Origin of the sequence: Corynebacterium stationis (assembly GCF_001941345.1) — a bacterium.
GTDB classification, from domain to species: Bacteria; Actinomycetota; Actinomycetes; order Mycobacteriales; family Mycobacteriaceae; genus Corynebacterium; species Corynebacterium stationis.
In genome coordinates, this window is record NZ_CP009251.1 from 618,442 (window position 1) to 644,895 (window position 26,454).

Sequence of the window (26,454 nt, forward strand, 5' to 3'; positions counted from 1 at the left end):
TTTAGGGAAGCAGAGGGCATTTTCATGCTCTGGATACGAATTAGAAGTACTTGATCATCGCCCCTGGTGCGGCGTTAGGAATAGCGATGTCTTCAAAGCCGGCGCTTTCGTAGAGCTTACGGGCGCGCGGATTTTCCGAATCTACCCACAGTGCAATAGCCGGGGCATCTTGTGCGCGCGCAAGGTCGACAACATTTTTTAACAGAATCTCGCCCAAACCTTTGCCTGCATAACGGCGTTCCACAGCGATGCATAGCTCCGGAATGGTTTCCGGATCGAACGCGGTTGCCCACAAGTTTTCATCATGCGGGTCAGCGCCAGGTTGCTGCGCACCCATAAACGCCGCACCCTTGTTCTCCCCGGTGAAATAGCGCAACCAGGCCCCACCCGCTGGTACCTCGTGGTCGGATACGGCGATGACCCCGCCATCGACAAGCGGCGACCAATCATCTACATACCGTTCAACGTCCGGGATATGGGACTGCGGCAGCGCGGCACTCTCATCGCCAAAGACGGAAGTGAGATACAAAAGCCGCAATAAGTAGGTACGGTCTTCTTCCTGGGCAAGCCGAACACGAAGCTGCGTGTCATTTACATTGCTGAGATCCATATCCTCGAGCATAACCAGAGTGAGGGGGTATTCGCACGTGCTTATCGATGCAAAAAGCTGCAGCACACCATATCCGGTGCCTGCAGCTTGATGCGTTTGCTAAGAAGCTAGTGCAGCTTACTTAATCTCGAGGATTGGGTTGCCCTTGTTGATCTGGGAACCAGTTTCAACAGCCAAGTCGGAGATGATGCCGGACTTGTGTGCCTTGACTGGGTTTTCCATCTTCATGGCTTCCAGAACAACGATAACTTCGCCTTCTTCAACCTCTTGGCCGTTTTCGACGTTGACCTTGATGACGGTGCCCTGCATTGGCGCTACTACGGTGTCACCGGAGACAGCGGCCTTGGCACCAGCGCCGCGGCGCTTCTTGGACTTCTTACGTGGAGCTGCACCGCCACCAACAACCAAGTTGCCAGGCAAAGCGACTTCGACGCGACGACCGTCTACTTCAACAACGTACTTCTGTGCTGGCAGCTCGTCAGATTCTTCGGCAGCTTCAGCTGGGTCGACGTACGCAGGTACTTCGTTCTTCCACTCTTCTTCAATCCACTTGGTGTAGATATCGAAGCTCTCGCCATCACCAATGAACGCAGGGTCTGCGGTAATTGCCTGGTGGAAAGGAATAACCGTAGGCATGCCTTCGACCTTGTACTCGGAAAGGGCACGACGCGAACGAGCAAGTGCTTCTTCACGGGTTTCGCCCCAGACAATCAGCTTGCCCAGCATGGAGTCGAACTGACCGCCGATGACAGAGCCCACGCGCATACCGGAGTCGACGCGGACGCCAGGACCAGCTGGTTCTTCGTAGCGGGTGACAGTACCTGGTGCTGGCATGAAGCCTGCGGCTGCGTCTTCACCGTTGATGCGGAACTCGAAAGCGTGGCCACGTGGGGCAGGGTCTTCCTTGATGCGCAGCTCTTGGCCTTCAGCGATGCGGAATTGCTCGCGCACCAGGTCCAAGCCGGTGGTTTCTTCAGTGATTGGATGCTCTACCTGCAAACGGGTGTTGACCTCGAGGAAGGAGATGAGGCCATCGGAGCCGACCAGGTATTCCACGGTGCCGGCACCGTAGTAGCCTGCCTCGCGGCAGATACGCTTTGCGGACTCGTGAATGGAGGCGCGCTGCTCATCGGTCAAGAATGGGGCAGGAGCTTCTTCGACGAGCTTCTGGAAACGACGCTGCAAGGAGCAGTCGCGGGTACCAGCAACAATGACGTTGCCATGCTGATCGGCAAGTACCTGAGCCTCGACGTGGCGTGCCTTGTCCAGGTAGCGCTCAACAAAGCACTCGCCGCGGCCGAAGGCACTAATTGCCTCACGCGTTGCGGACTCGAAAAGCTCTGCAACCTCAGACTTTTCATAAGCAACCTTCATACCGCGGCCACCGCCGCCGAAAGCTGCCTTAATAGCGATAGGCAAACCGAACTCTTCAGCGAAAGCCTCTACCTCAGCAGCATCTGCCACTGGGTCCTTGGTTCCTGGGGTCATCGGTGCTTCTGCGCGCTCAGCAATGTGGCGTGCAGTGACCTTGTCACCCAGATCTGCGATGGACTGTGGTGATGGGCCGATCCAAATCAGGCCCGCGTCGATTACAGCTTGCGCAAATTCTGCATTTTCAGCCAAGAAACCGTATCCCGGATGGACGGCATTTGCTCCTGACTTCTGCGCGGCATCCAACACCTTGTCAATGGCCAAGTAAGACTCTGCGGAAGTCTGACCGCCAAGGGCAAATGCTTCATCCGCAAGCTCTACGAATGGTGCATTTGCATCCGGTTCTGCGTACACAGCCACTGACGCGATGTCGGCATCGCGGGCGGCGCGAATAATGCGGACCGCGATTTCGCCGCGGTTGGCGATCAGAACCTTGGTGATCTTTCGGGATTCAACTGCCACGGCTAATAGACCTTCCTAAACATAACTACTTTGAACTCTAACTATTCTTACACACAGAAACATGAGAATACCGTCATATTTTGCTTTTTCGCAACAAACCATATTGAAAACGCCCGTACCTGCGCAAATGCTTGCGGATACGGGCGTGTCTTTGGTTACATCTGGCTCAAAGGGCCTTGACGGCCGAGATTCAGAGGTGCAAAACCGCTTGCTTTACTTCTCGGTTACTTCTCAGTTACTTCTCGATGGGCATGCGAACCATGTTGCCCCACTCAGCCCACGAGCCGTCATAATTCCGAACATTGTCGAAGCCCAGGAGGAACTTCAGAACAAACCACGTATGGGCAGCCTGCGCGCCGACGTGAGAGTACAGAATTACTTCAGAAGCAGAACGCAGGTCGGCGTAAGTCTTTTCCAGTTCCGCAAAGGGGCGGAAGGTGGCATTGGGATACGTTGCTGTGTCCCACTTGATGTGGGTAGCGCCCGGGATATGTCCGTGGCGGAAAGTCGTGCCGTACTGGGAGTCGCCATTGGTGGAAAAGACAGTCGGCTCGCCATTGAATTCCTCGGCGCTACGGGTATCAATCAGCGCCCGGTTTGCTTGCTTGTCGACGAGCTCCGCGACAAACGCGCGGTGCGCCGCATCATTGCGTGGCGTCTCTGGATAATCCGACTCAGGGAAGTCTGGAACCGCGTAGGAGGTATCGCGCTCTTCGGCCATCCAGGAGTCACGACCACCATTGAGTAGGCGAACGTCCCCATGGCCGTAAAGCTCAAAGATCCACAGAGCGAAAGCAGCCCACCAGTTGGATTTATCACCGTAGATAACAATGGTGTCATCGCGCTTGATGCCTTTAGAGCGCATTAAGTTAGCAAATCCCGCGGAATCCACGACATCGCGGGTATTTTGATCTAATAGTTCAGTATGGAAGTTGATCCTCGTGGCGGTAGGGATATGCCCGATATCGTAAAGCAGGGAATCTTCGTCAACTTCAATAACACGTAGTCCCTTGATGCCTAAACGTGCGGAAAGCCATGGTGCTGATACCAGGCGACCGGGGTGTGCATAATCCTGAAAAGGAGGGTGCGGATCAAATTCGGTCACGTTGGCGGCCTTTCTTTCGGGGGATACTTTCATGTGCTCCAATGCGTCGATTCAATATTACAGTGCTCGGCCTTGAATGGTCACTTGGGATGGCAAAATGTGGTATCGGCTACAGCAAATCACGCATGCTCATTGACGCAGTTTGGCGCTTGCTGAAAAATCTTTATCTGACCTTGATTTTCTTAATTCCTATCACGCTAAAGGCAGTGGTTACCCCCATAAAAATCGCAGCCGTTCTAAGTGCACACAACACTCTTTCATAGACTACTTTTCTCTAGGGAGGGTGCGGCTAAAAGTGATGAGCCTTGGCAGTACCCGCTACTTATCACTTTTCCTCACTAGCCCTTGAAGGGAGTGTTTCCCCATGCACAAAGCAATTGTGGTTTTCGAAGTCGAAGGCGGATCGGACAAATATTTCAACGGTCACCGTAAAGACACCATGCCGATCGTCAATTCCATTCTGGATGCCGGCTGGCACGCGGAGGTCGTGTATTTCCGCCCAGAATGGAGCGAAGACATCTTCACCTATGTTTCAGAAAACTTCGATGCCTATATCTCCCGCGTCAATCCCGGCAATATCCCCAGCGGCGAAAAGGTCTACTTCGAACTGCTCACTCGGCTTTCTGAAGCAGGGCTCGTGGGGATGTCTACTCCCGAAGAGATGATGGCCTATGGCGCGAAAGATGCTTTGGTCAAGCTCAACGAGACCGCCCTGGTTCCATCAGATACCGCGGCATACTACGACGTGGAAACATTCCACGCTACCTTTCCTATCTCTTTGTCATATGGCGAACGTGTTCTGAAGCAAAACCGGGGTTCCACTGGCAGTGGTATATGGCGCGTGCAGATTGAAGACAAGGAACTCGCCGCGAGCATCGTGCCAGGGACCCCGTTGCCGCTGGATACGGAACTCAAATGCACCGAGGCAGTGGATAATCACACGGAAATTCGCCAGCTTGGAGAGTTCATGAATTTCTGTGACCGCTACATTATCGGTGATAACGGCATGTTGGTGGATATGCGCTTTATGCCGCGCATCGTCGAAGGCGAAATTCGCATCCTGCTCGTAGGACCCGATCCAGTATTCGTTGTACACAAAAAGCCCGCAGAAGGCGGCGATAACTTCTCTGCTACATTGTTCTCTGGCGCTACCTATAGCTACGACAGTCCTGAAGCCTGGCCGGAGTTGGTGGAGATGTTCGCCGCGGCACGCCCGGTTATCGCCGAAAAGCTCGGCGGAGACAATATTCCGTTGGTCTGGACTGCTGATTTCATGCTTGCCGATGCCGCCGACGGCCATGACACCTATGTCCTTGGAGAGATCAACTGCTCGTGTGTGGGCTTTACCTCGGAGCTCGACATGGGTATCCAGGAAAAGATCGCGGCTATTGCTATTTCGCGCGTTGAAGAAAAAGAAAGAGCTCTTGCCCACGGCGACCGTGGTGGTCACGACGGACAAGAACTCCTTTTGAGCCACTGACGAAATGCAGTAAAGAGCGAAGTTGCTTTAGCTCCTACTGCTTATTGATTAATTCTGCTGCGCGTTCGCCGATCATCATGCAAGTGATGTTCGGATTGACAGCGACTAGTTGTGGCATGACGGAGGCATCGGCCACACGTAGACGGTTGACGCCCTTAACGCGCAGTTCAGGATCTAGTGGCGACATGTCATCGTCAGCCGAGCCCATGCGGCAGGAGCCCGCTGGGTGGTAAACCGTGTTGTGGGTCTTCGCAATGTAGTCGGCGATTTCCTCATCGGTTTGCACCTCCGGACCAGGGGAGAGCTCACGCTTGACTACATCGGCAAGCGCTGACTGCGACGCAATCTTGCGGGCCAGCTTGATGCCTTCGACCGCAATGCGCATATCGTAGCCTTCCTCATCGGTGAAGTAGCGAGGATCGACAGCTGGCTTATCGCGAAAATCATTCGAGCGAAGACGCACCGTGCCACGGGACCGCGCGTGGGTCACGTTAGGCGTGAGCGCGAAAGAATTTTCTGCGGTTGGGTAACCCTGACGCAGGGTGTGCATATCAAAAGGCACGGAACCGTAGTGCATCATCAAATCCGGCAGATCGGTGTCTTGGTCGATCTGGGTAAAAATACCGATTTCCCACCACTGAGTTGAGTCAGAAACCATGTCAACCGTGGTTTCAAAGTTGATGACAGCTTCTGGGTGGTCCTGCAGGTTAGAACCAACACCAGGAGAGTCAACACGCACATCAATGCCAACCTCTTTAAGGTGTTCAGCTGGGCCGATACCGGAGAGCATCAACAGCTGAGGCGTGTTAATCGCGCCAGCAGAAATGATGACCTCACGCTTTGCGTTGAGAACTGCACGGCGGCCAAAAACATCACGCTGGTATTCAATTCCAGTCGCGTTGTTGTCTTCGTCGAACAATGCGGGAAACCCACATATCGGTGAGGATATCTAGATTCTCACGGCCCTCAATTGGGTGAAGATAGGACACAGATGAAGACGAGCGGGTGCCATCCTGCTTCGAGTTGATCTGGAAGAAGTTTGCACCGTGCTTGACGGTTTCTCCCTTGTTGAACTCTTTACGCGGAATGCCGACCTCTTCGCAGGCATCAAGAACAGCGACGCCAACCGGGTCAGTTGCCGGAACAGTCATGAGGTTGACCGGACCATCATGGCCATTTTGCTCGCCCTCGTGGTCATTAGTTTCTAGCTTCTTAATCAAAGGAAGCACATTCTCGCGGTTCCAGCCGGTTGCACCAAGCTTCTCCCAGAGATCAATGTCTTCTGCAGGAGTGTGGAAAGCGATGCATGAGTTGTGGGAGGAACAGCCACCAAGCACCTTTGCGCGGGAGTGGCGCATGAAAGAATTGCCATTTTCTTGCTTTTCGATGGGGTAGTCCCAGTCGAGCCCCGACTCCAGCAATTCTGGCCAGCGGTTGAGTGTGAGCACCTCATCATGCTTTGAATCGTGCGGGCCAGCCTCAAGAAGGGCGACGGTCACGTCAGGGTTTTCACTCAGACGAGCAGCCAATGCGGCGCCACTCGATCCACCACCAACGATGATGTAGTCATAGTCCTTCTGATCAGCCATTAAATTCTCCTTTTCGGTCTTTGCTTTTCTTGTTTGGTCTTGCTTGGTCTTGCTTAGTTGCTGCTGGTCTTATCTGGGAACCAACCCGTGACCGCAGGCTCAGTGTTTTGATAGATGTGCTTTGACTGCTGGTATTCCTCAAGCCCCGATGGTCCCAATTCTCGGCCTACACCGGACATCTTGAACCCACCCCACTCAGCTTGTGGCATGTAGGGGTGGTAGTCATTGATCCAGATGGTGCCGTGGCGCAACTTGGTAGAAACGCGGTGTGCTGTGCCCTGGTTGGAAGACCACACAGCGCCGGCCAATCCATAATCGGTGTCATTGCCCAGAGCAATGGCTTCAGCTTCAGTTTTGAAGGTTTCCACTGTGATGACAGGGCCGAAACCTTCTTCCTGCACAGCAGGGTTATCGGATTTGACCTGGTCAATAACAGTTGGGGCATAGAAGTAGCCGTCGGCTAGTTCATCTCCGCCCCAGTGACCGCCACAACGCAGACGTCCGCCGGCTTCGACGCCACGCTCGACGTAGGAAGTGACCTTGTCTCGGTGCTGCTTCGAGATGAGTGGACCGGTTTCTGCCTTTTCGTCGAAAGGACCACCCATGACAATGCCTTCAGCGCGGCGTACGAGCTCATCGACGAATTTCTCGGCGATGGATTCTTCAACAATCAGGCGGGTACCAGCGGAGCACACCAGTCCGGAATCCAGGAATCCGGCATTGAGCGCATTATCCACGGCGGCATCGAAATCGGCGTCAGCGAAGACGATATTTGGGTTCTTACCACCAAGCTCGAGAGCTACCTTCTTTACGCCTTGTGCCGCGGATTCTGCAATCTTCTTGCCGGTCTCCAAACCACCGGTAAAGGAGATAAGGTCAATTTCGGGATGGGAGGAAAGCACCGAGCCGACATTGGCGCCGTCGCCCATAACTACGTTTGCTACACCAGCTGGAAGACCAAGGGAATCCAGAACATCAGCAATCAACAACGTGGTTGAAGGCGTGAGTTCTGAAGGTTTAATAACAAATGAATTACCCGTTGCCAGCGCTGGTGCAATCTTCCATGAAGCCTGCAACAGTGGGAAGTTCCACGGCGTAATCATGCCGCAGACCCCCATTGGTTCATAAGCTACGCGGGATAGAACCGTAGGGTCACCGGCATCAACGATCCGGCCTGGGTTGGAATCAGCGATCTTGCCGTAGTAACGGAAGCAGTTAGCGATATCGTCCATATCGCCTTCGGCTTCAACAAGACGCTTACCGGTATCAAGTGCCTCTGCGCGGGCGAATTCATCTTTGCGGCGTTCGATTTCCTCAGCCACCTTGATTAGGAAATCGCCACGCTTGGAAGCTGCAACACCGGACCACACGCCAGATTCAAATGCCTCGCGTGCTGCCAAGATGGCCTTTTCTGCATCTTCTTTGCCGCCCTCGGCTACCTCGGCAACGAATTCTCCGTTGGCAGGGCAGGTGATCGTACGAGTGGCGCCGGAAATGGAGTCCACCCATTCACCATTAATGAAATGTTGATTCTTAGACAATTTCAGTACTCACTTTCCTAGTTAGAGTTAGTGTCATTTTCCGTTAGCTCGGAATCGACGGTACCTGTTCCATCCCACTCCGTGGGGGCCTCGGCTTCGACACCGGTAAAGGACGTGCCCGCGGTACCACCCATGGCCATGTAGGTGAGGTGGGTTTCATAGGAACTGACAACGTCTGCGATGACCTGCTCTTTTGTGAAATCCATGACGTTGACGCCACGGGTGCCGCGGGCGGTAAAGACCTCCACCGTGTGATAGCTTTTGTCTTCTTCGTCATGGTTCGGCGCCCACGCTGGGGTGGCATGCATAACAGGGCACAGCTGATACTTGAAGTCTTCTTGTTCGGGGAACTTCACTGTTACATCAACAAATGGCATGCCGTCTTCTGCAGATTCACCTTGAGAAAGCGTGACATCCGCGCCTAACTCACGAAGCTCAAGCGCAACCGTCGCTACGGCTGGGGTACCGGTCTCTTCAACGAACTTCCGCGCTTCCTCCGGCCCGGGGAATGCCATGCGGCCGGCAAGACGCTCTTGCCACGGAAGCGGTTCCGTGCCGGCGGCAGTACCGCGGGTTGCTAGAGCCACGGATTGAAGCCTGGAATCAAGGCTGCGGGTCTCTGCACGCAGCGCCTTGAGCACACTCGCCATGAGCAGGTACATCACCACTGAAAATGGCAGACCAATCAACACGGCCGCCGCCTGGAGGGTGTAGACACCGTTAATAAACAGCATTACTAAAGTAAGAGCACCAGTAATAACCGCCCACACAATGCGCAGCCACGGTGCGCCATCGGAGTCGCGTAGCGATGCCTTCGAGGTCATATTGGCCATGACCAGGGAACCGGAATCTGCCGAAGTGATGTAAAAGAGCATGCCGACGAATACTGCGATAGCGATCAGCACAGTGCCACCCGGGTACTGCGATAGTAGATTGAAGAAACCTGATTCGGGGAGGTCGACAGCTTCCTGGAGGAAGGCGTCATCGCCTGCCCGGAAGTAAGACAGCGCTGCGTTGCCGAAGATGGACACGAACAGCAGGATGAATCCGAATGGAATGATGAGCACGCCGAAGATGAATTCACGCAGCGTGCGTCCCCTCGAAATACGCGCGAGGAACAGACCTACGAATGGCGCCCACGCCATCCACCACGCCCAGAAGAACAGAGTCCAGTCACCCAACCACTGTTCGGCTGGGTAGCCGGGCGCTCCCTCTGTATAAGCGAAATTATTGAGCAGCATGCCGGGGAAGCGACTGAAGAAATCACCGATATTTTGAACCAGCTGGCCAAGCAGCTCAGCGGTCTTGCCGGTAATCAAGATCCACAGCAGCAGACCGAGCGCGAGCAACACGTTGAGCTCGGAGAGCCGGCGAATACCTTTATCAACACCGGAGACGGTGGAGAAGATTGTGATAGCTACCGCCAAAACGATTAGAGCAACCTGCACAGTAGCGTTTGTGGGAAGACCAAAGAGCTCCGAAAGACCGTAGTTGAGAAAGACAACTCCGATTCCCAAGGAGGTGGCAATACCAAAGATGGTTCCCAACGTTGCTGTGATATCGACAGCATTACCGGTCGCACCGTGGATGCGTTTGCCGAAGATGGGAGCCAACGCTGAGCGAATACTCAGCGGTAAATGGTAGCGATACGCGAAAAGCCCCAGGGCAACGCCCATGAGCGCATACATGGCCCATCCCGGAATACCGTAGTGGAACATGGTCCAAATCGCTGCCATGCGGGCGGCTTCGTCCGAGAGCGGTTCTGCTTCGGGCGGCGTAAGAAAATTTGTTGCCGGCCCCGCGATGGAGAAGAACATCAGGTCGACGCCGATACCGGCGGCGAACAACATCGATGCCCAAGTGAACATCCGATATTTGGGCCGAGAATGATCCGGTCCGAGCCGGGTATCGCCCACTCGGCCGAGGGCGATGATAATGACGAAAAGTACGATGATCCCCGCGGTGAGGATGTAGTACCAGCCAAGATTCGCAGCAATCCAGTTCATGGAGCCGAAAATCACTGTTTCTGCCTGCCCCGGAGCTATCCAAGCCCACAGGACGAAAGCAATGATCAGGCCCGCAGTTATGAAAAATACGGGCTTATTGACAGTTGAATGCTTGAATTCGTCTGAAGAACCAGTACTTGTCGGATCCTCAGAAGTGTCTCTTGAATGAGACTTGGCAAGGTATGCCATGAAACCTCCGTAATCCTTTTGCATGAAAATACCTGCGCAGGCACTCGTACTACGGTAGGGGGTTTCTAGCTCTGAAGCAAAAATAGATATATTTTATATTTTGGCGGCATTCCCGAGGGAAAACCTATATAATACCAAGAAAATTTTTCAATCCGGTAGCTAGGTATGCCTGCAGATTGATAGCGCAATAATACCGACGGGAATCTTCCGAGCTGTGCTTCAACGGAAAGCGGCGCTCAAAGAAACGTCGAAGATTCTCATGGTTGCCAAAGCCGGAATGCTGCGTCGCCGCGGTAGCGCTGTAGCGTCTGAAGGGCATATCTTGGGTTGAATGCAGCCACATACTTTCCATTCAGCATCCCGGTGGTATGTCTAATTCTTGCTGGAAGAGCCTGCCTAGGTGGCGAGAGTTGCCTGAGACGGCTTGCGCCACGCTTCCTAAAGAATGCTTTTCGTGAGGTTCAGTCTCAAAGGCGTCTAGGGCTTTGGGACAACTGGCTTGCTTACCACAGGGGCGATGTGCCAAACCACCATCTCTGTGGTGATGGTCCGGGCAGTCTACGTGCGGTGGCCTTTATCCGCGAAGGAATATGCTCGGTCGAAGTCAGTGAAAATGTCCGTAGAGGTGCTAAAACGGCAATGGTCAACGCGCGATGTATCTGGGTCTACCTCAACCTGGGGATAGTGTTTGTCCAGCTCAAGAATGCCTCGCCAATGCATAAACTTCTGATAGGACTCGTAGCATTCATATTCGAAACCAACTAACAGACTGTCTCGAGCAATCCCTTCGGTCTTGGCTGCGCGTGAAGCCAATCGGCGCCCGGATGATGAGGTAGTCCAACAGGGCTTCCTCTACAGGCGCTGGTTTAACAGCATTGGCAAGGGGGACTCCGCTGGGCCGGAGACGTCCATTAGCCTGGCTCTGGGAAACGCCAGAGCCAGGTTTTCTTCGAATTTTGCCCTAATTCTAAGAAGCGCCGGCACAGCATGTCGTTTTCCTGCTGCTGTGATCCAAGTAACATGGATTCAGTGTAGTGTGGTGTGGAAAGGTAAAGCGGAGCAGTGAAACCACACTATCGATATGACGCATATCTTTCTCAAGGAGTATGACGTGGCAGAGATTATTTCCGGTGTTACTATCCCCGATTCCAAGCTTGCCCAGGAAGCTACTGAGCTCGTTCGGGAATTTGCATCCCAGCTTATCTATGATCACTCGCGCCGGGTGTATGTATTGGGCGCACTGCGCGGGCAGCGAGATGGCATTTCCTACGACCCGGAGCTGCTGTATGTCGGTGCGATGTTCCACGACTTAGGCTTGACGGATAAATACGCGCGCAATGACCAGCGCTTCGAAATTGACGGTGCCGATGAGGCACGCCGCTTCTTGCTCTCTCACGGCGTGGGCGATGTGGATGCGGATAAAGTGTGGAACGCTATCGCGCTACACACCACCCCAGAGATTCCACTGCACATGGCAGCCGAGGTCGCCTTGGTTACCCGCGGTGTTGAACATGATGTCTTGGGCATTGGCTTTGACACCATTACCGAAGAACAGCGTGCCGAGATCGTGAAAGTGCACCCGCGTCCGGATTTCAAAAATCGAATCCTGCAAGCCTTCACCAACGGCATCAAGCACCGTCCCGAAACTACCTTCGGCAACGTGAAAGCCGATGTCTTAGAGCACTTTGTCCCGGGGTTTGAACGGGGTGACTTTGTAGAAGTTATCCGGTCGAATAAATGGCCCGAGTAGAAATACGTTCGACTCCGAAGAAAATCCTTAGAATTCTTCGTACACCGCTGGATCTTGGTTCTTGATCCGGCCGTCGTGACGCCCAAGCGCGGTTATGGCCGCGATTTCTTCGGCGCTGAGCTCAATGTTTACAGCATTCAGGTTGGACTTCTGTCGCTCCGGCTTGGTGGAGCGCGGTATGGGAACGATGCCGCGTGCGTGGTGCCAGGCCAGCGCGACCTCGCCACCGCCGACGCCGTGGCGTTGGCCAATCTCAACCAAGGTAGGTTCTTCGACCAGGCCGCGGCCATTGCTTAACGGACTCCACGCTTCGGTGATAATGCCGCGGGCATCGTGCCATTCCACCAGCTCTTGCTGCGGGAAGTAGGGGTGCAGTTCAACCTGGTTCACTGCGGGCAGCTCGCCGGTTTCTTTCTCTAGGCGCTCCATGTGCTCAGGTAAGAAATTGGAGACGCCGATGTGGCGCACAAGGCCGCGGTCGCGGGCATCGATAAGCGCTTGCCAGGCTTCAACATAAAGATCTTGATTCGGATTTGGCCAGTGGATGAGCAATAGATCTAGGTAATCGACGCTGAGGCGGTAGAGGCTTTCTTCAATGCGCGGGCGCGCGAGGTCGAATTTGTGAAAGCGGCCCGGTAGCTTGCTGGTCACGGTAAGCTCCTCACGCGGAACGCCAGAATCACGCAGTGCTACGCCGACCGCGCCTTCATTTTCATAGTTGTATGCGGTATCAATTAACCGGTAGCCGGTCTGGATCGCCGAGGTCATCGTCTCGACACCAGCAGCGCCATCGAGATGCACCGTGCCAAAGCCGATGGGGGGAAGCGAAAGAGAAGAATCATTAGTAACCATGCTCGCCACCCTAATGAAAAAGCCTGCATATCTCACTGCTTGAGGAAGAAACGCAGGCTAGTGGGGTAAAACGCTAATTATTAATGACCGTCGAGCAGCGTTGCCACGGACGCGGGGTCGGCATCGGAAAGCATTTGGCGAAGACGGTCATATTCTTCCGTTTCACCGATAGCCTGAGACGCGTGACCTAGCGCGGCAATAGCGCGCAGTACCCCTTGGTTAGGCTCGTGGTCAAAAGGAACCGGGCCCCAGCCCTTCCAACCGTTGCCGCGCAGGCGGTCGAGCCCGCGGTGATAGCCGGTGCGCGCGAAAGCATAGGCAGTAATGAATGCAGCAGGTTCTGCGGTGGTATCTGAAGAAGACTGGGCGGCTTTCAACTCCGCCTCAGCCAGCTCAGCCCACGCATAGGGGCTGGCAGGAAACTTCGCCGCGAGTTCTTGTGGAGTGTAGTTGGAAGCCTCCGCCTGGGCTGGGTCTTCCGGCAACTTTACGGGTGGTGGGGCAAGCATGTCATTAATTTCCATGCCTACCAATCTACCTGCCGGTGTTAGTTGGTGACGGCACTCATCGTGGCATCAGTTGGTTGCGCAGGTTGCTGGGCAGATTCTGTCTGGCCGCTATTCCATAATTCACTCACGGAAAGACCAAAGGAATACAGCGCGCGGCGAACAACCGGCAGCGATAGCCCGATGACCGAGGAAGGGTCGCCCTCGATGCGATCGATGAACCAGCCACCGATTGCTTCGAGAGTAAAGGCGCCTGCACACTCTAGCGGCTCCCCGGTTGAGGCATAGGCCCGGATATCAGCCAGGGTGGCCTGTGCGAAGCGCACAGTGGTGCGTGAGGTCTCTACATGGACTTGGTCTCCCCAAATGATGCAGTGGCCTGTTAAAAGCTCTGCGGTCTTGCCTGCTTGTTGCTCCCAGCGGGCGACGGTGGCGTCAACGGTGTGTGGTTTGCCTTGCAGTGTGCCATCTAAAAGCAGCATGGAGTCGCCGCCGATGACGATGTCGTTGGGAAAGTCTGGGGCGATTTCTTGTGCTTTGGCCATCGCCAGTTGGGAGACGACCTCAGCTGGAGCAGCATCACCGAGGGATTCGATAAGGCTTGCTTCATTCACGTGTGCCGGGCGCAGAACCGGCTCAACACCCGCGCCGCGCAGAATGGATGCGCGCGAAGGTGATTGAGAAGCGAGAATAATTTGCATGCGGGGAATTCTAGATCACCTTTGGTGCCTACACCTAAAAAGAAGCGGTGGTGCACAGATTTTGCAATCGTGTGCACCACCGCTTTTACGCGAAGACTGAGCGAATTCTAGTAGAAACGAACATTTCTAAACGCAGCTGGGTTAAATTGCAGCTGGGAGTTGAAACGGTCCTCGGGGCGGCCCCACAGGTTGCGTTCGCCGTGCTTGGAAACGCCTGCACCAGCAGCCTCGCGGCGGGACTGGTTGGAAAGCTGCGCAAATACTGCAGTTAGTGCCGCGATTTCACTTGCCGAAGGATTGCCTTTGACCACGTTAAACAGTGGTGCTGAGGGAGCCTTGGCGGCGGAGTCAGTAACAGTTGATGTGGTCATTTCTTTCTACTTTCCTTTTAAATACGGGTTATAGCGTGATGTTGCCGTGCTTTTTCAGCGCTGCGGGAACTACCTTGCGCTCAAGAAGGCGCAGGCCTTCGATGAGATGACCGCGGGTGGCATCAGGGGAGATAACTGCATCCACCATGCCGCGCTCGGCGGCCTGGTAAGGACCCATGAACTTATCTTCCAGCGCTGCCTTTTGCTCTTCAGTTGCATCAGCACCGTAGATGGACTCAGCCGCCTGGGAGGTCTGCGTTACCGCGATTTCTGCGGTCGGCCAGCCATAGGCTAGGTCTGCCCCGAGGTCTTTGGAACCCATGAACACATAAGCAGGTCCGAAGGCCTTGCGGGTGATCACCGTGATTTTGCCAACGGATGCTTCTGCGTAGGCATAGGCAAGCTTGGTAGCACGACGTACCAATCCAGCCTTTTCCACCTCCACGGAAGGGATGAAACCAGGGGAATCTACGAAGGTCACCACAGGGGTGTTGAAAGCATCGCAGGTGCGGATGAAACGCGCGGCTTTTTCTGCAGCTGCGGAATCAATGGCGCCCGCACCAGCTAGCGGCTGGTTGGCGACAATGCCTACGCTGCGGCCTTCGATACGTGCAAAACCGGTAAGCACGTTATCGGCAAAGCTGCCGCTTATCTCGAAAAACGATGCTTCGTCGACGATATTGTCAATGACGTCGCGCATGTCATAAGCGGAAGAATCCTCATCTGGGATGATGCTCAACAGCTTCTTGTCGTCTTCGCTGATATTTTCTGCAATCGAGCCAGCCATAATATCTGCCTCAGTGCGAGGTGCCTCCGCGCGGTTATTCACCGGCAGGTAGCCCAAAACATCGCGTGCCATAACCAGTGCTAGCTCATCGGACTCAGCAACAAGTTGCGCGGTTCCATTATCAGCATGCACGGCAGCGCCGCCTAGCTCCGCAGCGGTGACTTCCTCACCAAAGACTTGAGCCACCGCACTAGGGCGTGCTTGATGCAGTGCTGACTGCGTGGTCATGATGACAATATCGGACCAACCGGGAAGGAAAGACGCCATGCCCTCGGTATCGCCGACAACGATAGAAACCTGTGGAATCAGACCCGAGGCGGAAGTTGCACGAGCCATAATGCGGCCGTACATGCCTAAGGTGACAATGCCTTCTTCCACACGTGGGCCAGCCGAGGCGTGAATACCTACGATGGGAACACCCGTCTTGAGCGCGAGGTCATATAACTTGATGACCTTTTCGCCGTAAACCTCGCCTAAGGTGCCGTCAAAGATAGTTTCATCTTGGCTAAAGACACAGACCTTGCGTCCATCGATTGTGCCATAACCTGTCACTACGCCATCGGTCAATGGCTTATTGTGCTCACGGTTAAAATCCACCGAACGGTGGCGTGCCAAAGCGTCAGTTTCTACGAAAGAACCGGCATCGAGCAAAGCGTCAATTCTTGTCCGGGCAGTCAGCTGGCCTGCATCGTGGCCTGCGTCATCTGCGCCATCACCTAAAGGATGAACCGATTCGGTGAGACGACGATCTAAGTCTTCGATCTTGCCGGCTGTCGTTTTCAGATCCGGTTTATTAGTCATAAACAGCTAGTTTACAACCCCGACTAGCTTCGACATAGCGAGGCCAATCGGGGCGCAACTTCTTACAGCGGAATATTGCCGTGCTTGCGTGCAGGACGGGCAACGTTCTTGTCTGCGTACAGACGCAGGTTGCGTGCCACCATCTGACGGGTTTCGGAAGGCAAGATAACTGCATCGATAAGCCCGCGCTCTGCAGCCTTATATGGGTTGAGCATGTGGTCTTCGTACTCGCGCTCGAAGGACTTCGCCAACTCTGCTACATCCAGACCCTTCTCATGTGCCTGCTTGAGCTCCTTGCGGTAGATGAAGCCGACAGCGCCGGAAGCACCCATCACCGCAATCTGCGCGGTTGGCCACGCCAGGTTAACGTCAGCGCCCAGGCCCTTGGAACCCATCACGCAGTATGCGCCGCCATAAGCCTTGCGCATGGTCACGGTGATCTTAGGAACGGTTGCTTCACCGTAAGCGTAAAGCAGCTTCGCGCCGCGACGCAGAATACCGCTGTGCTCCTGGTCCAGACCTGGCAAGAAGCCCGGTACGTCCACCAGTAGAACCAGTGGGATGTTGAAAGAATCACAGGTGCGGATGAATCGAGCAGCCTTCTCGGAGGAGTCGATGTCCAAGCAGCCAGCGAAGACGGTTGGCTGGTTTGCAACGAAACCAACAGTCTGGCCTTCGATGCGGCCAAATGCCACGACAACGTTTTCTGCGCGCTCTGCCTGAATCTCCAAGAACTCGCCATCATCGCTCAAAGACTCAATGACTTCGCGGACGTCATAAGGCTGGGTTGGGGAGTCTGGAATGATCTCATCCAGCTTGAGGTCCTCTTCGGTGATTTCCTCTTCGAAGTCGGTGAGTTCCAACGGCGCCTGCTGGCGGTTGTTGGAAGGCAGGTAAGCCACCAGGTCGTGTACCCAGTCCAAAGCCTCTTCATCGCTTTGTGCGGTGTAGTGGGAGTTACCAGCATTGGTCATGTGTGCAGATGCGCCGCCCAGTTCTTCCTGGGTAACTTCTTCACCGGTAACGGTCTTAATAACGTCAGGGCCGGTAACAAACATCTTGGACTTCTTGTCCACCATGACGACGAAGTCGGTCAAAGCAGGGGAGTAGGCGTTACCGCCGGCGCAAGCGCCCATGATGACAGAAATCTGTGGAACTACACCAGATGCCTTGATGTTTTGGTAGAAGGTCTGGGCAATCCAGTCCAGGGAGACGGAGCCTTCCTGGATACGTGCGCCAGCGCCTTCATAAAGACCAATCAATGGGCGGCCGGTGGTAATAGCCAGCTCCATAATCTTGATCATCTTTTCGCCGTAAACCTCGCCCAGTGCGCCGCCGAAGACGGTGCCGTCCTGGGAGAAGATGCAGACTTCGCGACCGTCGATGGTGCCCCAGCCGGTAACGATACCGTCGGTGACAATCTTCTTTTTGGACATGCCGAAGTCGGTGGTGCGGTGCTTAGCAAGCATGTCGGTCTCAACAAAGGAGCCTTCGTCGAGCAGGTAGTCTAAGCGCTCGCGAGCGGTGAGGCGTTCTTGGGCGTGAACCTTCTCAACCGCAGTCTCACCCATGGGCAAGGTCGCTTCAGCGCGGCGACGCTTTAGTTCGGCAAGTTTGCCTGCGGTGGTGTTGTCGTCTTCCAAGCTGTCTAGATCCGTGAAAGGTGAGGAAATGGTCATGTTTCGAAATCCTAGACTCTATCCCCGCCAACGTCCACCATTCAATCCCAGTGATTTCCGTCACAAAACTAAATTGTGCTGGTCAGGGCTTTAAGAATCTTCGAAAAAAGATGAGAATTCCCTCGTGTTTTGACGAAGGTCACTTATTTTTCCCTCCAAAAGCTACTGCGCGGTAAGCCAGAAAAAGCCAAAAGCGGGAATCATATCGCCGCTGCGAATCTCGGTACCGGCCTCTACTGAGCCGATTTCCACGCGTCCGATTCCGCTGAGATTTGCCAAAGCTTGCGGAGGAATAGCCAGCGGGTGAGGCGCAAAATTATATAAGCAGACCAAAGGCGCTGAGCTTAAAGGATCTGATGCAATAACGCGGTCTTCGGCCTTCAGTGTGCGCGTGATAGCTAACAGGGCAGGCTCCGCGACTTCAATTGCTTCATAGTTACCAATGCCAAGTTCAGGATGGGCCTTGCGTGCTGCAATGAGCGAGCGGGTAAACCGCAGCAGCGAGTACGGGTCGTGGCGTTGTTCGGCCACCGAAATGCCCTCACCACCCACGATGGGGCGCTTGGGCGTATCGGAGGTAGTAAATCCCGCACCAGGGCCTGGTTCCCATTGCATCGGGGTGCGCACGGCATCCCGGTCTTGCAGCGAGGAATCATCGTGCATGCCGAATTCTTCGCCGTAGTACAAAAATGGCGCACCAGGCAGTCCGAACATCAGCGCAAACATCAGTTCAATCTTCGTGCGGTCATTATCCATCAAAGGCGCCAGGCGCCTAGCGATGCCCAAATGTGCACGCATCGAGTCGTCCGGCAAAAATGCCGAGTACAACAGGTCACGTTCGATTTCGGTGACCATCTCTAAGGTCAGCTCGTCGTGGTTGCGCAGGAAATTGCCCCATTGCGCGCCGGCTGGCAGATGCAGCAGCTCCGGCATGATTTCTACAATCGGGCTAGCTTGACTCGTCGCAATAGCCTGATACAGCCTAGGCATCAGCGGGAAATTAAACACCATGTGCACCCGGTCGCCGTCGCCGAAATACTCCCGCGTCTCTGCCGGAGGCTGATTCGCTTCGGCCACCATAAAAGCATCGGGGTAGTGCTTGTCCATGTGCGCACGCAGCTTTTCGATGAATTCCAGCGTCTCCGGCAAGCTCTCACCTCCCAGGCCATCGCGCTCATAAAGGTAAGGAATAGCATCAAGGCGGAAGCCATCAAGGCCTTTGTCCATCCAAAAATCGATGAGGGATAAGACTTCCTCATGCACGTCGGGGGTTGTCGTAATTTAAATCCGGCTGCTCTTTGTAGAAGCGGTGGAAGTAGTACTGTCCGCGAACTTCATCGAAGCTCCAGTTGCTGGTTTCAGCATCGGTGAAGATGATGCGGATTTCTGGATAGCGGTGCGGGTCATCGCCCCACACGTAGTAATCGCCATACCGGCCGTGGGGATCCTTGCGGGATTCCTGGAACCAATGATGATCCATGGAGGTGTGGTTAAGCGCTAGATCTGTAATCAACTTCATGCCGCGGGCATGAACTGCGGCGATGAGATCTTCGAAATCTTCCATGGTGCCGTAATCCGGGTGTACGGCGCGGTAATCAGCAATGTCGTAGCCATCGTCACGCAGCGGTGAAGCATAAAACGGCGAAAGCCACAGGCAGTCGATGCCTAGCCACTGCAGGTAATCGAGCTTTTCCGCAATGCCTTTTAGCGTGCCGATGCCCCTGCCCTCAGTGTCGTTAAATACGCCCACCAGGATTTGGTAAAACACGGCATTTTCATACCAACGGCGCGGAATATGAGCGTGTGTCATGGCTATTTCCAGCGTTCGTCGTAGTTGTCTCGAAAGTACTTTTTCTTCCTGCGGTAACACTGCCAGAAGGCGAACATAAAGCCTGCGGCAACAAACCCGGGCCAGATCAATGGATCGTCAGTAAAGACATTCATGATTGCTTGCACGATAGCGAGCACGGTCATAAAGCCAAGAAAGCCCAGTCCGGTATCCCATATGAGCTTGGCCTGTTCGGGATGGTATTTGCCAGACATGTTGCAGCCTTTCTGCTTAGCCCTTGACGCCACCGGCGGTAAGACCTGCAACGATGCGGTGCTGGAAAACGAGCACCATGATAATCAGCGGGATGGTCACCAAAGCTCCTGCTGCCATGGTTGCGGCATAGGGGTACTCGAATGCAGAGGGGCCAGAAAAGCGCGCGATGGCCACGGTCACCGGCTCAGTTGCGGTAGTGGAGAGCTGGCGCGCAAGCATGAACTCATTCCACGTGGTGATAAACGCGATAATCGCAGTCGTAAACAGTGCTGGTGCGGCAAGTGGTAACAAGATGAGGCGGAAGGCTTGGGCCTTGGTAGCGCCGTCGACACGCGCGGCTTCTTCCAATTCCCACGGCAATTGCCTAAAGAAGCTGACCAGGGTGTAAATCGTCAACGGCAGTGCGAAGGAAATATTAGGGATGATCATCGCTCGGTAGGTACCGATCCAGCCTAAGTCACCAAAGAGTTGGAATAGTGGAGTGACCAGCGCGATGCCGGGGAACATCGACGCAGCCAAGATGATGCCGGTGACAATACCTTTGCCGGGAAACTCCATGCGCGCGAGAACATAAGCGGTAAATACACCGATGGCCACGGCTAAAGCAGTGGTGCACAGCGAAATCAGCAAGGAGTTGCCGATCGCGCCGAGAAAGTCATTGCCTTTATCGGTAGCCAGGGCGTCTTTGAAGTTGTCTAAGGTGACATGCGTTGGCCACGGAGTGGTATCGAAGGTGTAATTCGAGTCGCGTAGTGCTGTGACCACCATCCAATAAAACGGAGCCAGGCCCCAAAACATGATGAAGATGATGCCAGCGTAGTGGCCGACCTGAGAGATCTTGGACTGTTTCATTAGCGCTCCTCCCTCGCACTCGGCGTGGCTGCGATAGCTCCAACAGGTATCCCGCCATCGTCGTCGTTGGTAGCAGCGTCGCTTAGCTCGTTTTCTGCTGGCTTTTTTAATCGCTTTGGCTTGTCGATGCCCGTCCCGCCCGCAATATCAGCACCCAAGAACTTGATGAGGATGAATGCGACCGCGAAGATGAGCAAGAAGATGAGCGTGGACATGGCTGATGCGGAATTGAAGTTGCCCTGGCGCATGTCTTCGACCACGAGCTGGGAGATGGTAGCGGTAGGGGAGTTGGAAGAGCCAGAAATCATAATCACCGGCAGGTCGTACATGCGCAGGGCATCTAGGGTGCGGAACAAGATTGCGACCATAAGTGCTGGTTTAACCAGTGGCAAGGTGATGTGGATGAAGGTTTGCCAGCGCGATGCGCCGTCGATGCGTGCGGCTTCGTAGACATCTTTGGGAATCATTTGGAGACCGGCCAAAATTAGGAGGGCCATAAAAGGGGCGGTCTTCCAAACATCGGCGATAATAACGGCTAGTCGTGCGGCCCACGGGTCGGTAGTCCACGCGATATTCTGCCCCAGCACGGAGTTGATGATGCCTTGCGGGGCAAACATGAATTGCCAGAGCTTGGCGGTCACGGCGGTGGGAATTGCCCACGGGATGAGTACGGCTGCGCGGACGAGTCCGCGTCCGCGATAGTGGCCATTCATAATCAGCGCCATCATGATGCCCAATAGGGTTTCTAAAATCACCGTGGTGACGGCGAAGAAGAGGGTAATTTTGACGGCCGGCCAAAAGTCCGTGGCGATGACCCCAGGCGGGCAGACCGATACTTCACCGGTCGGTGACATACAACGACTAGTGACCCAGTAGAGATAGTTTTCTAATCCGGCAAAGGCGCCTTCGACAAAAGTGCCGGTTTCGGGGTCGAGGCGGCGGTTGCCTTGGAAAGAGAGCATGATGGCGCGGATGACTGGGTAGCCAATAACCACGGCCAGAGTTAAAAGCGCAGGCGCGATCAATAACGCTGCGGGAAGGTACCGCTTGGCACGGGAAGTTTTCACAGAAATAGTGTCATTCCTTTGTTTGCTTGTGCACTTCGGTAAAAGAGCCCTCCATCATGGCAAACACTGTGCTGGTGTTGCTGGTGCTGCCTGTCACTTCATGCTCGCCTCAGTGCGTGTTGCCACTTGTTTGTTTGCCTAAAGACATTAGCACCCGCGCGGGACGGAGATAGAGTAAAGCCTTGAAGTCTGCTCACCTAGATGAGGGGGCAAGCGCCCGAATGTGCTTGCCGGCTGGAGCGAGACCTACCCCGAAAGGGCGCAATTTTGGTCAAATAACTCACCCAAATCGCCATTCGGTGATGTTAGGTTGCATAATTGGTGGGTGAGTTATAGCTCACAATTCTGTTGGGGTATAGAAAAGAAAGCCTCACAACTTTCCAAGGAGGATATGTGGCACGGGCAATTATCGTGGGTGCGGGCATGGTTGGTTTGGCAACCGCATGGCATTTGCAGGAACGTGGCTATGACGTCAAGGTTGTTGACCGCAAGGGCGTTGCAGCTGGTTCATCGTGGGGCAATGCTGGCTGGTTAGCGCCGGCTAAAACCATTCCGCTGGCAGAAAGCGGCCTGTGGGGACAGGCTCCATCTTTGCTGTTAGACCCAGATGCTGCACTATCGATGCCATTTAAAGTCGATGTTCGCTTGTGGTCATTCCTCGCGCAGTTCATGGCACACGCTTCGGATTCCGCGTGGGATAAGACGATGGAAAAGCTCACGCCGATCGACAAGGTCGCTCTCGATGCCTTCGACGAGTTAGAACTCGGCGGCGTGGACGCAACGTCCCACAAGGGCCCATTTGTCATTGGTTTCCAGTCTGAGTTAGACTCCCGTGGCTTCTTCAAAGAAATTGCTGGCGCTATTCGCTATGGCCAAGAAGTAGAGATCAACCGCGTGGAAGATCCACAGTCCATGGTTCCCATCCTCTCGGATGAAATCAAGGCTGTATACCGCCTCGAAGGTCAGCGCTTTATCGAGCCTGGCCCATACGTTGAAGCAATCGCTAAGGCCGTGACCGACCGCGGCGGCGAGGTTGTTACCGGCAAGACTGTCGAATCTGTCGAAGGCGGCGCTAAGGCAGCGGTAGTTTACGCTGACGGCACCCGCGAAGAAGCCGACAAGGTTGTTGTCGCTTCCGGTGCATGGCTATCCGACTTGGTCCGTGACCACGGCGTGAAGGTGCCAGTGCAAGCTGGCCGCGGTTACTCCTTCTCGGTAGCTACCCCAGAGCCCATCAAACACTCGGTCTACCTGCCGCAGCAGCGTATTGCATGTACTCCTTACCAGGGCCGCTTCCGTATCGCCGGCACCATGGAATTCCGCGACCCAGACGATCCACTGATCCCACGTCGTATCGAATCTATCGTCAACAACTCCCGCGTTGCCTTCCGCGACGTAGACCTAGATGACCGTCAAGATGAGTGGGTAGGCTCGCGCCCAGTGACCCCAGACGGACTGTCTCTAATTGGTGAAACCAAATCCAAGAACGTCTTCGTTGCCGGTGGACACGGCATGTGGGGCGTTGTCCTGGGCCCTGCGACCGGTAAGTACCTGGCAGAGCTGATTGACACCGGCGTGACCAATGATGTCATCAAGCCAATGGATCCGCTGCGCAAGAACCTCACCGCAGCTAATCCTTTCAAGAAGTAATAGCTAACAATTAACTACAGATAAAAAGCTCCTCTCCCTGACCAAGCGTAAGTTGAACTGACCCCCGAAAGTTAGACTGGGTTTAGTTTACCCCTTGTAGTGTTCGATGAACGGCATGATTTCGATATTCCATTGGAGTCATGCCGTTTAGTCGTTCTTGCCGGCGTTGTGTGTTGTACCAGGTGATGTAATCATCTATTTCAGCGATCAGGGCGTCGACACTGTGGAAGACTTCGCCGTGAAACATTTCAGCTTTGAGATGGCCAAAGAAATTTTCCATCACTGCGTTGTCGTAGCAGTTGCCTTTACGCGACATTGACTGCACACCGTGATGCTTTCCAATGAGATCACGCCAACTGGAATGCTGATACTGAAATCCTTGATCGGTATGCACTATGAGCCCTTTAGCTGGCTTTTCTAGCTCAAAGGCAGCTTTTAAACTCGCAGCTGTAAACGCCGTCGTCGGTGACGTAGACACCGTGAAACTTATAATCCGACGGTCACACAGGTCCATAAGCGGAGATAAATAGACTTTGCGGTTTGCTACCCGAAACTCAGTGACGTCACTGACCCACTTTTGATTCGGCTGGTCGACATCAAACTCGCGATTTAACAGATTCTCAGCAATGTTGCTGCTGTGTCCTTTAAAAGAATTGTAGCGTCGCCGACGACGTATCTTCGATGCCAGACCTTGCTGCTTCATGAGTTTATAGACCAGCTTCTTGTTGACCACTGTGCCCATATGACGTAGTTCTATGCACATACGGCGGTAGCCATAGCGTTGCCGAGACTGGTCAAATATATCCTTGATTGTCTTCTTCAGCGGTGCGTATTTATCTGGCTCATTAAGTCTGGCTTGGTGATAGAAATAGGTCGACCGTGCCAGACCCGCGGCTAAAAGTAGATCGTCAAGGCGGTACTGCGACTTAAGGGTGACAATGACTTGAGTTTTTAGCCGTGCCCCTGATTCCTTAAGTCCCGCAATTTTTTTAAATAAGCATTTTCGGCACGAAGCTTTTCAACTTCACGACGAAGTTTCGTTTCCTCAGTCAGCGGCACCGGTATCGCACTGTTGGTTGGACGGCCCTTCTTCTTTGGTTTTAGCCCGTCGTATCCATCTTTGCGAAATGCACGGACCCAAGTCCTAACAAGTTCGCTGGAGCTTAAGTTGTACTGCCGGGCAAGAGCCATGTATGTCTCGCCTGCTAGAGCACGATCAACAATGCTCTTTTTCGTCTCAAAGGAGTAGAACTGCTTCGTTGGTTTTTCCACAAGACATAGCCTGCCATGTAAGGACCAACGACGAAATAGGTGGCGCACAACTTCACGACTGACTTTCAATCGATTTGCTGATGCGGCATACCCGTAGCCTTCCTCAAACAGCTCTACCAGGTGAAGTCGTTGAGAAGGCGATAGTGAACTTCGTACACGCATAGAAAACTCCCCAAAAATTGGTGTCTGATTAATCAGTCCAACTTTCAGGGAGCAGTTCAAAGTCGGGGAGAGGAGCTTTTGCGACTAGCGCAAAAGCAGAAAGCGTAATTGCGCGAAGCCCTGTGTACTAGGACGCAGATTCGATTGCCGTCTTCATGTCGGCGGTGGCGTCGTCGACAGACTTGCCATCGGTAAGCGCTGCGTAAGCGTTATCCTGGATAGCCTTAGAAATAGCTGGGTAGAACGGGGAAACCGGACGTGGAGAAGCGTTTTCCAAAGATTCCTTCAGCGCTGGCAGGTATGGGAACTGCTCGATGAGGGACTCATCATCGTAGATAGAAGCTAGAACCGGTGGGAAGGAAGCTTCCGCAAAGGAGGTCTGGTTTTCTTCATTGATGACGAACTCGATGAAGTCGCGAGCCGTGGCCTTGTTCTCGGAGTTCACGTTGATGCCGTTGTTGTAGCCACCCAAGGTGGAAACACCAACGCCGTCCTTGCCAACTAGTGGCTGTACTTCGACCTTGCCTGCGGTTGCTTCAGCTTCCTCGGCATTGGTGTACATGTAAGGCCAGTTGATAGCGAAAGCGGAATCGCCTTCGGTAAAGGTCAAGTTGGTCTCTTCTTCGGTTGCCGCGGTGGACTCACGGGAGATGGTGCCATCTTCGTAGGCATCAACGAGAGCCTGCAGGCCAGCCTTGGCCTCATCGGAGTCAACGGTGACGTTGCCGTCTTCGTCCAAGACCTTGCCGCCCCAGCCTTCCATGAAGCCAATGGTGTTCACGGTGAGGCCTTCGTATTGCTTAAGCTGAGTGGTCAAACATGCGGTGCCATCTTCGAGTGCTTCACACGCAGAAGCGAGCTCATCAAAGGTAGAAACCTCATCTGGTGCCAACTCAGTGTTGCGGAAGAGCAACTGGCCGTTAGTGTTTTGCGGAAGTGCGTAGAGGGTGTCGTTATAGGTTGCAGATTCCACGGTTGCTTCGAGTAGCTCGGAGGTATCAACTTCCAAGTCACCTTCTAGCGGTGCAAGCCACTGGTTCGCAGCAAAGTCGGCGGTCCAAATAACGTCCAAGGCCATGACGTCGTAATCAGAGTTGCCAGCCTGCAGGGACTGCACGAGGGTTTCGCGCTGCGCGTCAGCTTCACCTGCGAGCTCCGACAAAGTGACTTCTTCATCGGGGTGTTCTTCATTCCACTTTTCGATGATGGGAATGAGCTTATCCGTGTCATTTTTACCCATGGCGAAGGTAATCGGACCGCGGCCTTCAGAACTGGAGTCGTCGGAAGCTGCAGCATCCTCGCCATTATCGGATGCGGAATCTGTTGAAGAATCAGAGGAACATGCAGAAAGAGCCAACGCTGCAACAGCGGTGGTGACTACCACGCCGGTGCGAGTTGAGCGGAAGATGGACTTCTTCATAACGGTTGCTACCTTTTCTTTAGTGGAACACCAATTAAAATCACCCTAAGATATAGGCACTACCAAACGGTAGGTTTTAGGGAATTTCCCCCGCCACGGGGGTAAGCGTGGGGTGAAGTTTCTCGAT

20 protein-coding genes and 2 pseudogenes are annotated in these 26,454 nt (G+C 54.2%); 4 read left to right on the forward strand and 18 right to left on the reverse strand.

All coding sequences use genetic code 11. From position 1 onward, the window contains the following. Positions 1-40: 40 nt before the first annotated feature. The 3 genes from CSTAT_RS03060 to CSTAT_RS03070 all read right to left on the reverse strand — a co-directional run bounded on the left by CSTAT_RS03060 (position 41) and on the right by CSTAT_RS03070 (position 3,608). The gene (locus CSTAT_RS03060; RefSeq protein WP_075722426.1) at positions 41-610 is read right to left on the reverse strand and encodes a GNAT family N-acetyltransferase; all 570 of its coding nucleotides are present in this window, start codon (positions 608-610) and stop codon (positions 41-43) included. Positions 611-727: 117 nt separating this feature from the next. After that, positions 728-2,503: an ATP-binding protein gene (locus tag CSTAT_RS03065; RefSeq protein WP_075722427.1), complete on the reverse strand. Its 1,776-nt coding sequence runs from the start codon at positions 2,501-2,503 to the stop codon at positions 728-730. Between the two features lie 235 nt (positions 2,504-2,738). Further along, entirely contained in the window at positions 2,739-3,608 is an 870-nt protein-coding gene (locus tag CSTAT_RS03070; RefSeq protein ID WP_075722428.1) for a sulfurtransferase, read from the reverse strand. A gap of 41 nt (positions 3,609-3,649) precedes the next feature. Here CSTAT_RS03070 and CSTAT_RS13580 point away from each other — a divergent pair, with 41 nt between their 5' ends. Next, entirely contained in the window at positions 3,650-3,871 is a 222-nt protein-coding gene (locus tag CSTAT_RS13580; RefSeq protein WP_169833251.1) for a hypothetical protein, read from the forward strand. A 101-nt stretch (positions 3,872-3,972) separates the two neighbouring features. Then, entirely contained in the window at positions 3,973-5,088 is a 1,116-nt protein-coding gene (locus tag CSTAT_RS03075) for a Cj0069 family protein (protein WP_075722429.1), read from the forward strand. A 34-nt stretch (positions 5,089-5,122) separates the two neighbouring features. Here the strand turns inward: CSTAT_RS03075 and CSTAT_RS03080 are convergent. From CSTAT_RS03080 to betT, 3 genes and pseudogenes are all read right to left on the reverse strand, one after another. Continuing rightward, positions 5,123-6,677 (reverse strand): annotated as a pseudogene (locus tag CSTAT_RS03080) (GMC family oxidoreductase). A 53-nt stretch (positions 6,678-6,730) separates the two neighbouring features. Continuing rightward, positions 6,731-8,218 (reverse strand): aldehyde dehydrogenase family protein, encoded by a 1,488-nt coding sequence (locus CSTAT_RS03085; protein WP_075722430.1) that lies wholly within the window; start codon positions 8,216-8,218, stop codon positions 6,731-6,733. A gap of 17 nt (positions 8,219-8,235) precedes the next feature. Beyond that, positions 8,236-10,413: a choline BCCT transporter BetT gene (betT, locus tag CSTAT_RS03090; RefSeq protein ID WP_083640630.1), complete on the reverse strand. Its 2,178-nt coding sequence runs from the start codon at positions 10,411-10,413 to the stop codon at positions 8,236-8,238. Positions 10,414-11,494: 1,081 nt separating this feature from the next. Here betT and CSTAT_RS03095 point away from each other — a divergent pair. Next, positions 11,495-12,163 (forward strand): HD domain-containing protein, encoded by a 669-nt coding sequence (locus CSTAT_RS03095; protein ID WP_244892884.1) that lies wholly within the window; start codon positions 11,495-11,497, stop codon positions 12,161-12,163. A 27-nt stretch (positions 12,164-12,190) separates the two neighbouring features. Here the strand turns inward: CSTAT_RS03095 and CSTAT_RS03100 are convergent, their stop codons facing one another. From CSTAT_RS03100 to CSTAT_RS03145, 10 genes and pseudogenes are all read right to left on the reverse strand, one after another. Beyond that, positions 12,191-13,015 (reverse strand): aldo/keto reductase, encoded by an 825-nt coding sequence (locus CSTAT_RS03100; RefSeq protein WP_075722432.1) that lies wholly within the window; start codon positions 13,013-13,015, stop codon positions 12,191-12,193. A gap of 80 nt (positions 13,016-13,095) precedes the next feature. Beyond that, positions 13,096-13,539 (reverse strand): DUF3151 domain-containing protein, encoded by a 444-nt coding sequence (locus CSTAT_RS03105; RefSeq protein WP_075722433.1) that lies wholly within the window; start codon positions 13,537-13,539, stop codon positions 13,096-13,098. A gap of 23 nt (positions 13,540-13,562) precedes the next feature. Beyond that, entirely contained in the window at positions 13,563-14,222 is a 660-nt protein-coding gene (locus tag CSTAT_RS03110; protein WP_075722434.1) for a Maf family protein, read from the reverse strand. Positions 14,223-14,329: 107 nt separating this feature from the next. Further along, positions 14,330-14,593, reverse strand: a complete 264-nt coding sequence (locus CSTAT_RS03115; RefSeq protein WP_066792574.1) for an acyl-CoA carboxylase subunit epsilon — start codon at positions 14,591-14,593, stop codon at positions 14,330-14,332. Between the two features lie 28 nt (positions 14,594-14,621). Continuing rightward, positions 14,622-16,181 carry an acyl-CoA carboxylase subunit beta gene (locus tag CSTAT_RS03120; protein ID WP_075722435.1) on the reverse strand — a complete coding sequence of 520 codons (1,560 nt, stop codon included), beginning with the start codon at positions 16,179-16,181 and terminating at the stop codon, positions 14,622-14,624. Positions 16,182-16,243: 62 nt separating this feature from the next. Beyond that, a complete protein-coding gene (locus tag CSTAT_RS03125) occupies positions 16,244-17,860 on the reverse strand; it encodes an acyl-CoA carboxylase subunit beta (RefSeq protein WP_066792578.1) in 1,617 nt (538 codons plus the stop codon). Between the two features lie 162 nt (positions 17,861-18,022). Further along, positions 18,023-19,670: pseudogene (locus tag CSTAT_RS03130) on the reverse strand (alpha-amylase family protein). A gap of 2 nt (positions 19,671-19,672) precedes the next feature. Next, entirely contained in the window at positions 19,673-19,903 is a 231-nt protein-coding gene (locus CSTAT_RS03135; RefSeq protein WP_075722436.1) for a hypothetical protein, read from the reverse strand. A gap of 16 nt (positions 19,904-19,919) precedes the next feature. Beyond that, the gene (locus tag CSTAT_RS03140) at positions 19,920-20,756 is read right to left on the reverse strand and encodes a carbohydrate ABC transporter permease (protein ID WP_066792585.1); all 837 of its coding nucleotides are present in this window, start codon (positions 20,754-20,756) and stop codon (positions 19,920-19,922) included. Beyond that, on the reverse strand, positions 20,756-21,823 hold the full coding sequence (locus tag CSTAT_RS03145; protein WP_156845086.1) for a carbohydrate ABC transporter permease: 1,068 nt from the start codon (positions 21,821-21,823) through the stop codon (positions 20,756-20,758). Before CSTAT_RS03145 ends, CSTAT_RS03140 begins: the two co-directional genes overlap by 1 nt. Before the next feature lie 393 nt (positions 21,824-22,216). Between CSTAT_RS03145 and CSTAT_RS03150 the strand changes: the two genes are divergently transcribed. Further along, a complete protein-coding gene (locus CSTAT_RS03150) occupies positions 22,217-23,473 on the forward strand; it encodes an NAD(P)/FAD-dependent oxidoreductase (RefSeq protein ID WP_075722437.1) in 1,257 nt (418 codons plus the stop codon). An 82-nt stretch (positions 23,474-23,555) separates the two neighbouring features. Here CSTAT_RS03150 and CSTAT_RS13285 read toward each other — a convergent pair. Continuing rightward, positions 23,556-24,907, reverse strand: a protein-coding gene (locus CSTAT_RS13285) for an IS3 family transposase (RefSeq protein WP_244892885.1) whose coding sequence is annotated in 2 segments (ribosomal slippage) — positions 23,556-24,466 and positions 24,466-24,907 — 1,353 coding nt in all. Because the reading frame shifts where the segments join, the coding sequence is not laid out codon by codon here. A gap of 127 nt (positions 24,908-25,034) precedes the next feature. Beyond that, a complete protein-coding gene (locus CSTAT_RS03165) occupies positions 25,035-26,327 on the reverse strand; it encodes an ABC transporter substrate-binding protein (RefSeq protein WP_075722439.1) in 1,293 nt (430 codons plus the stop codon). Positions 26,328-26,454: the final 127 nt, after the last annotated feature.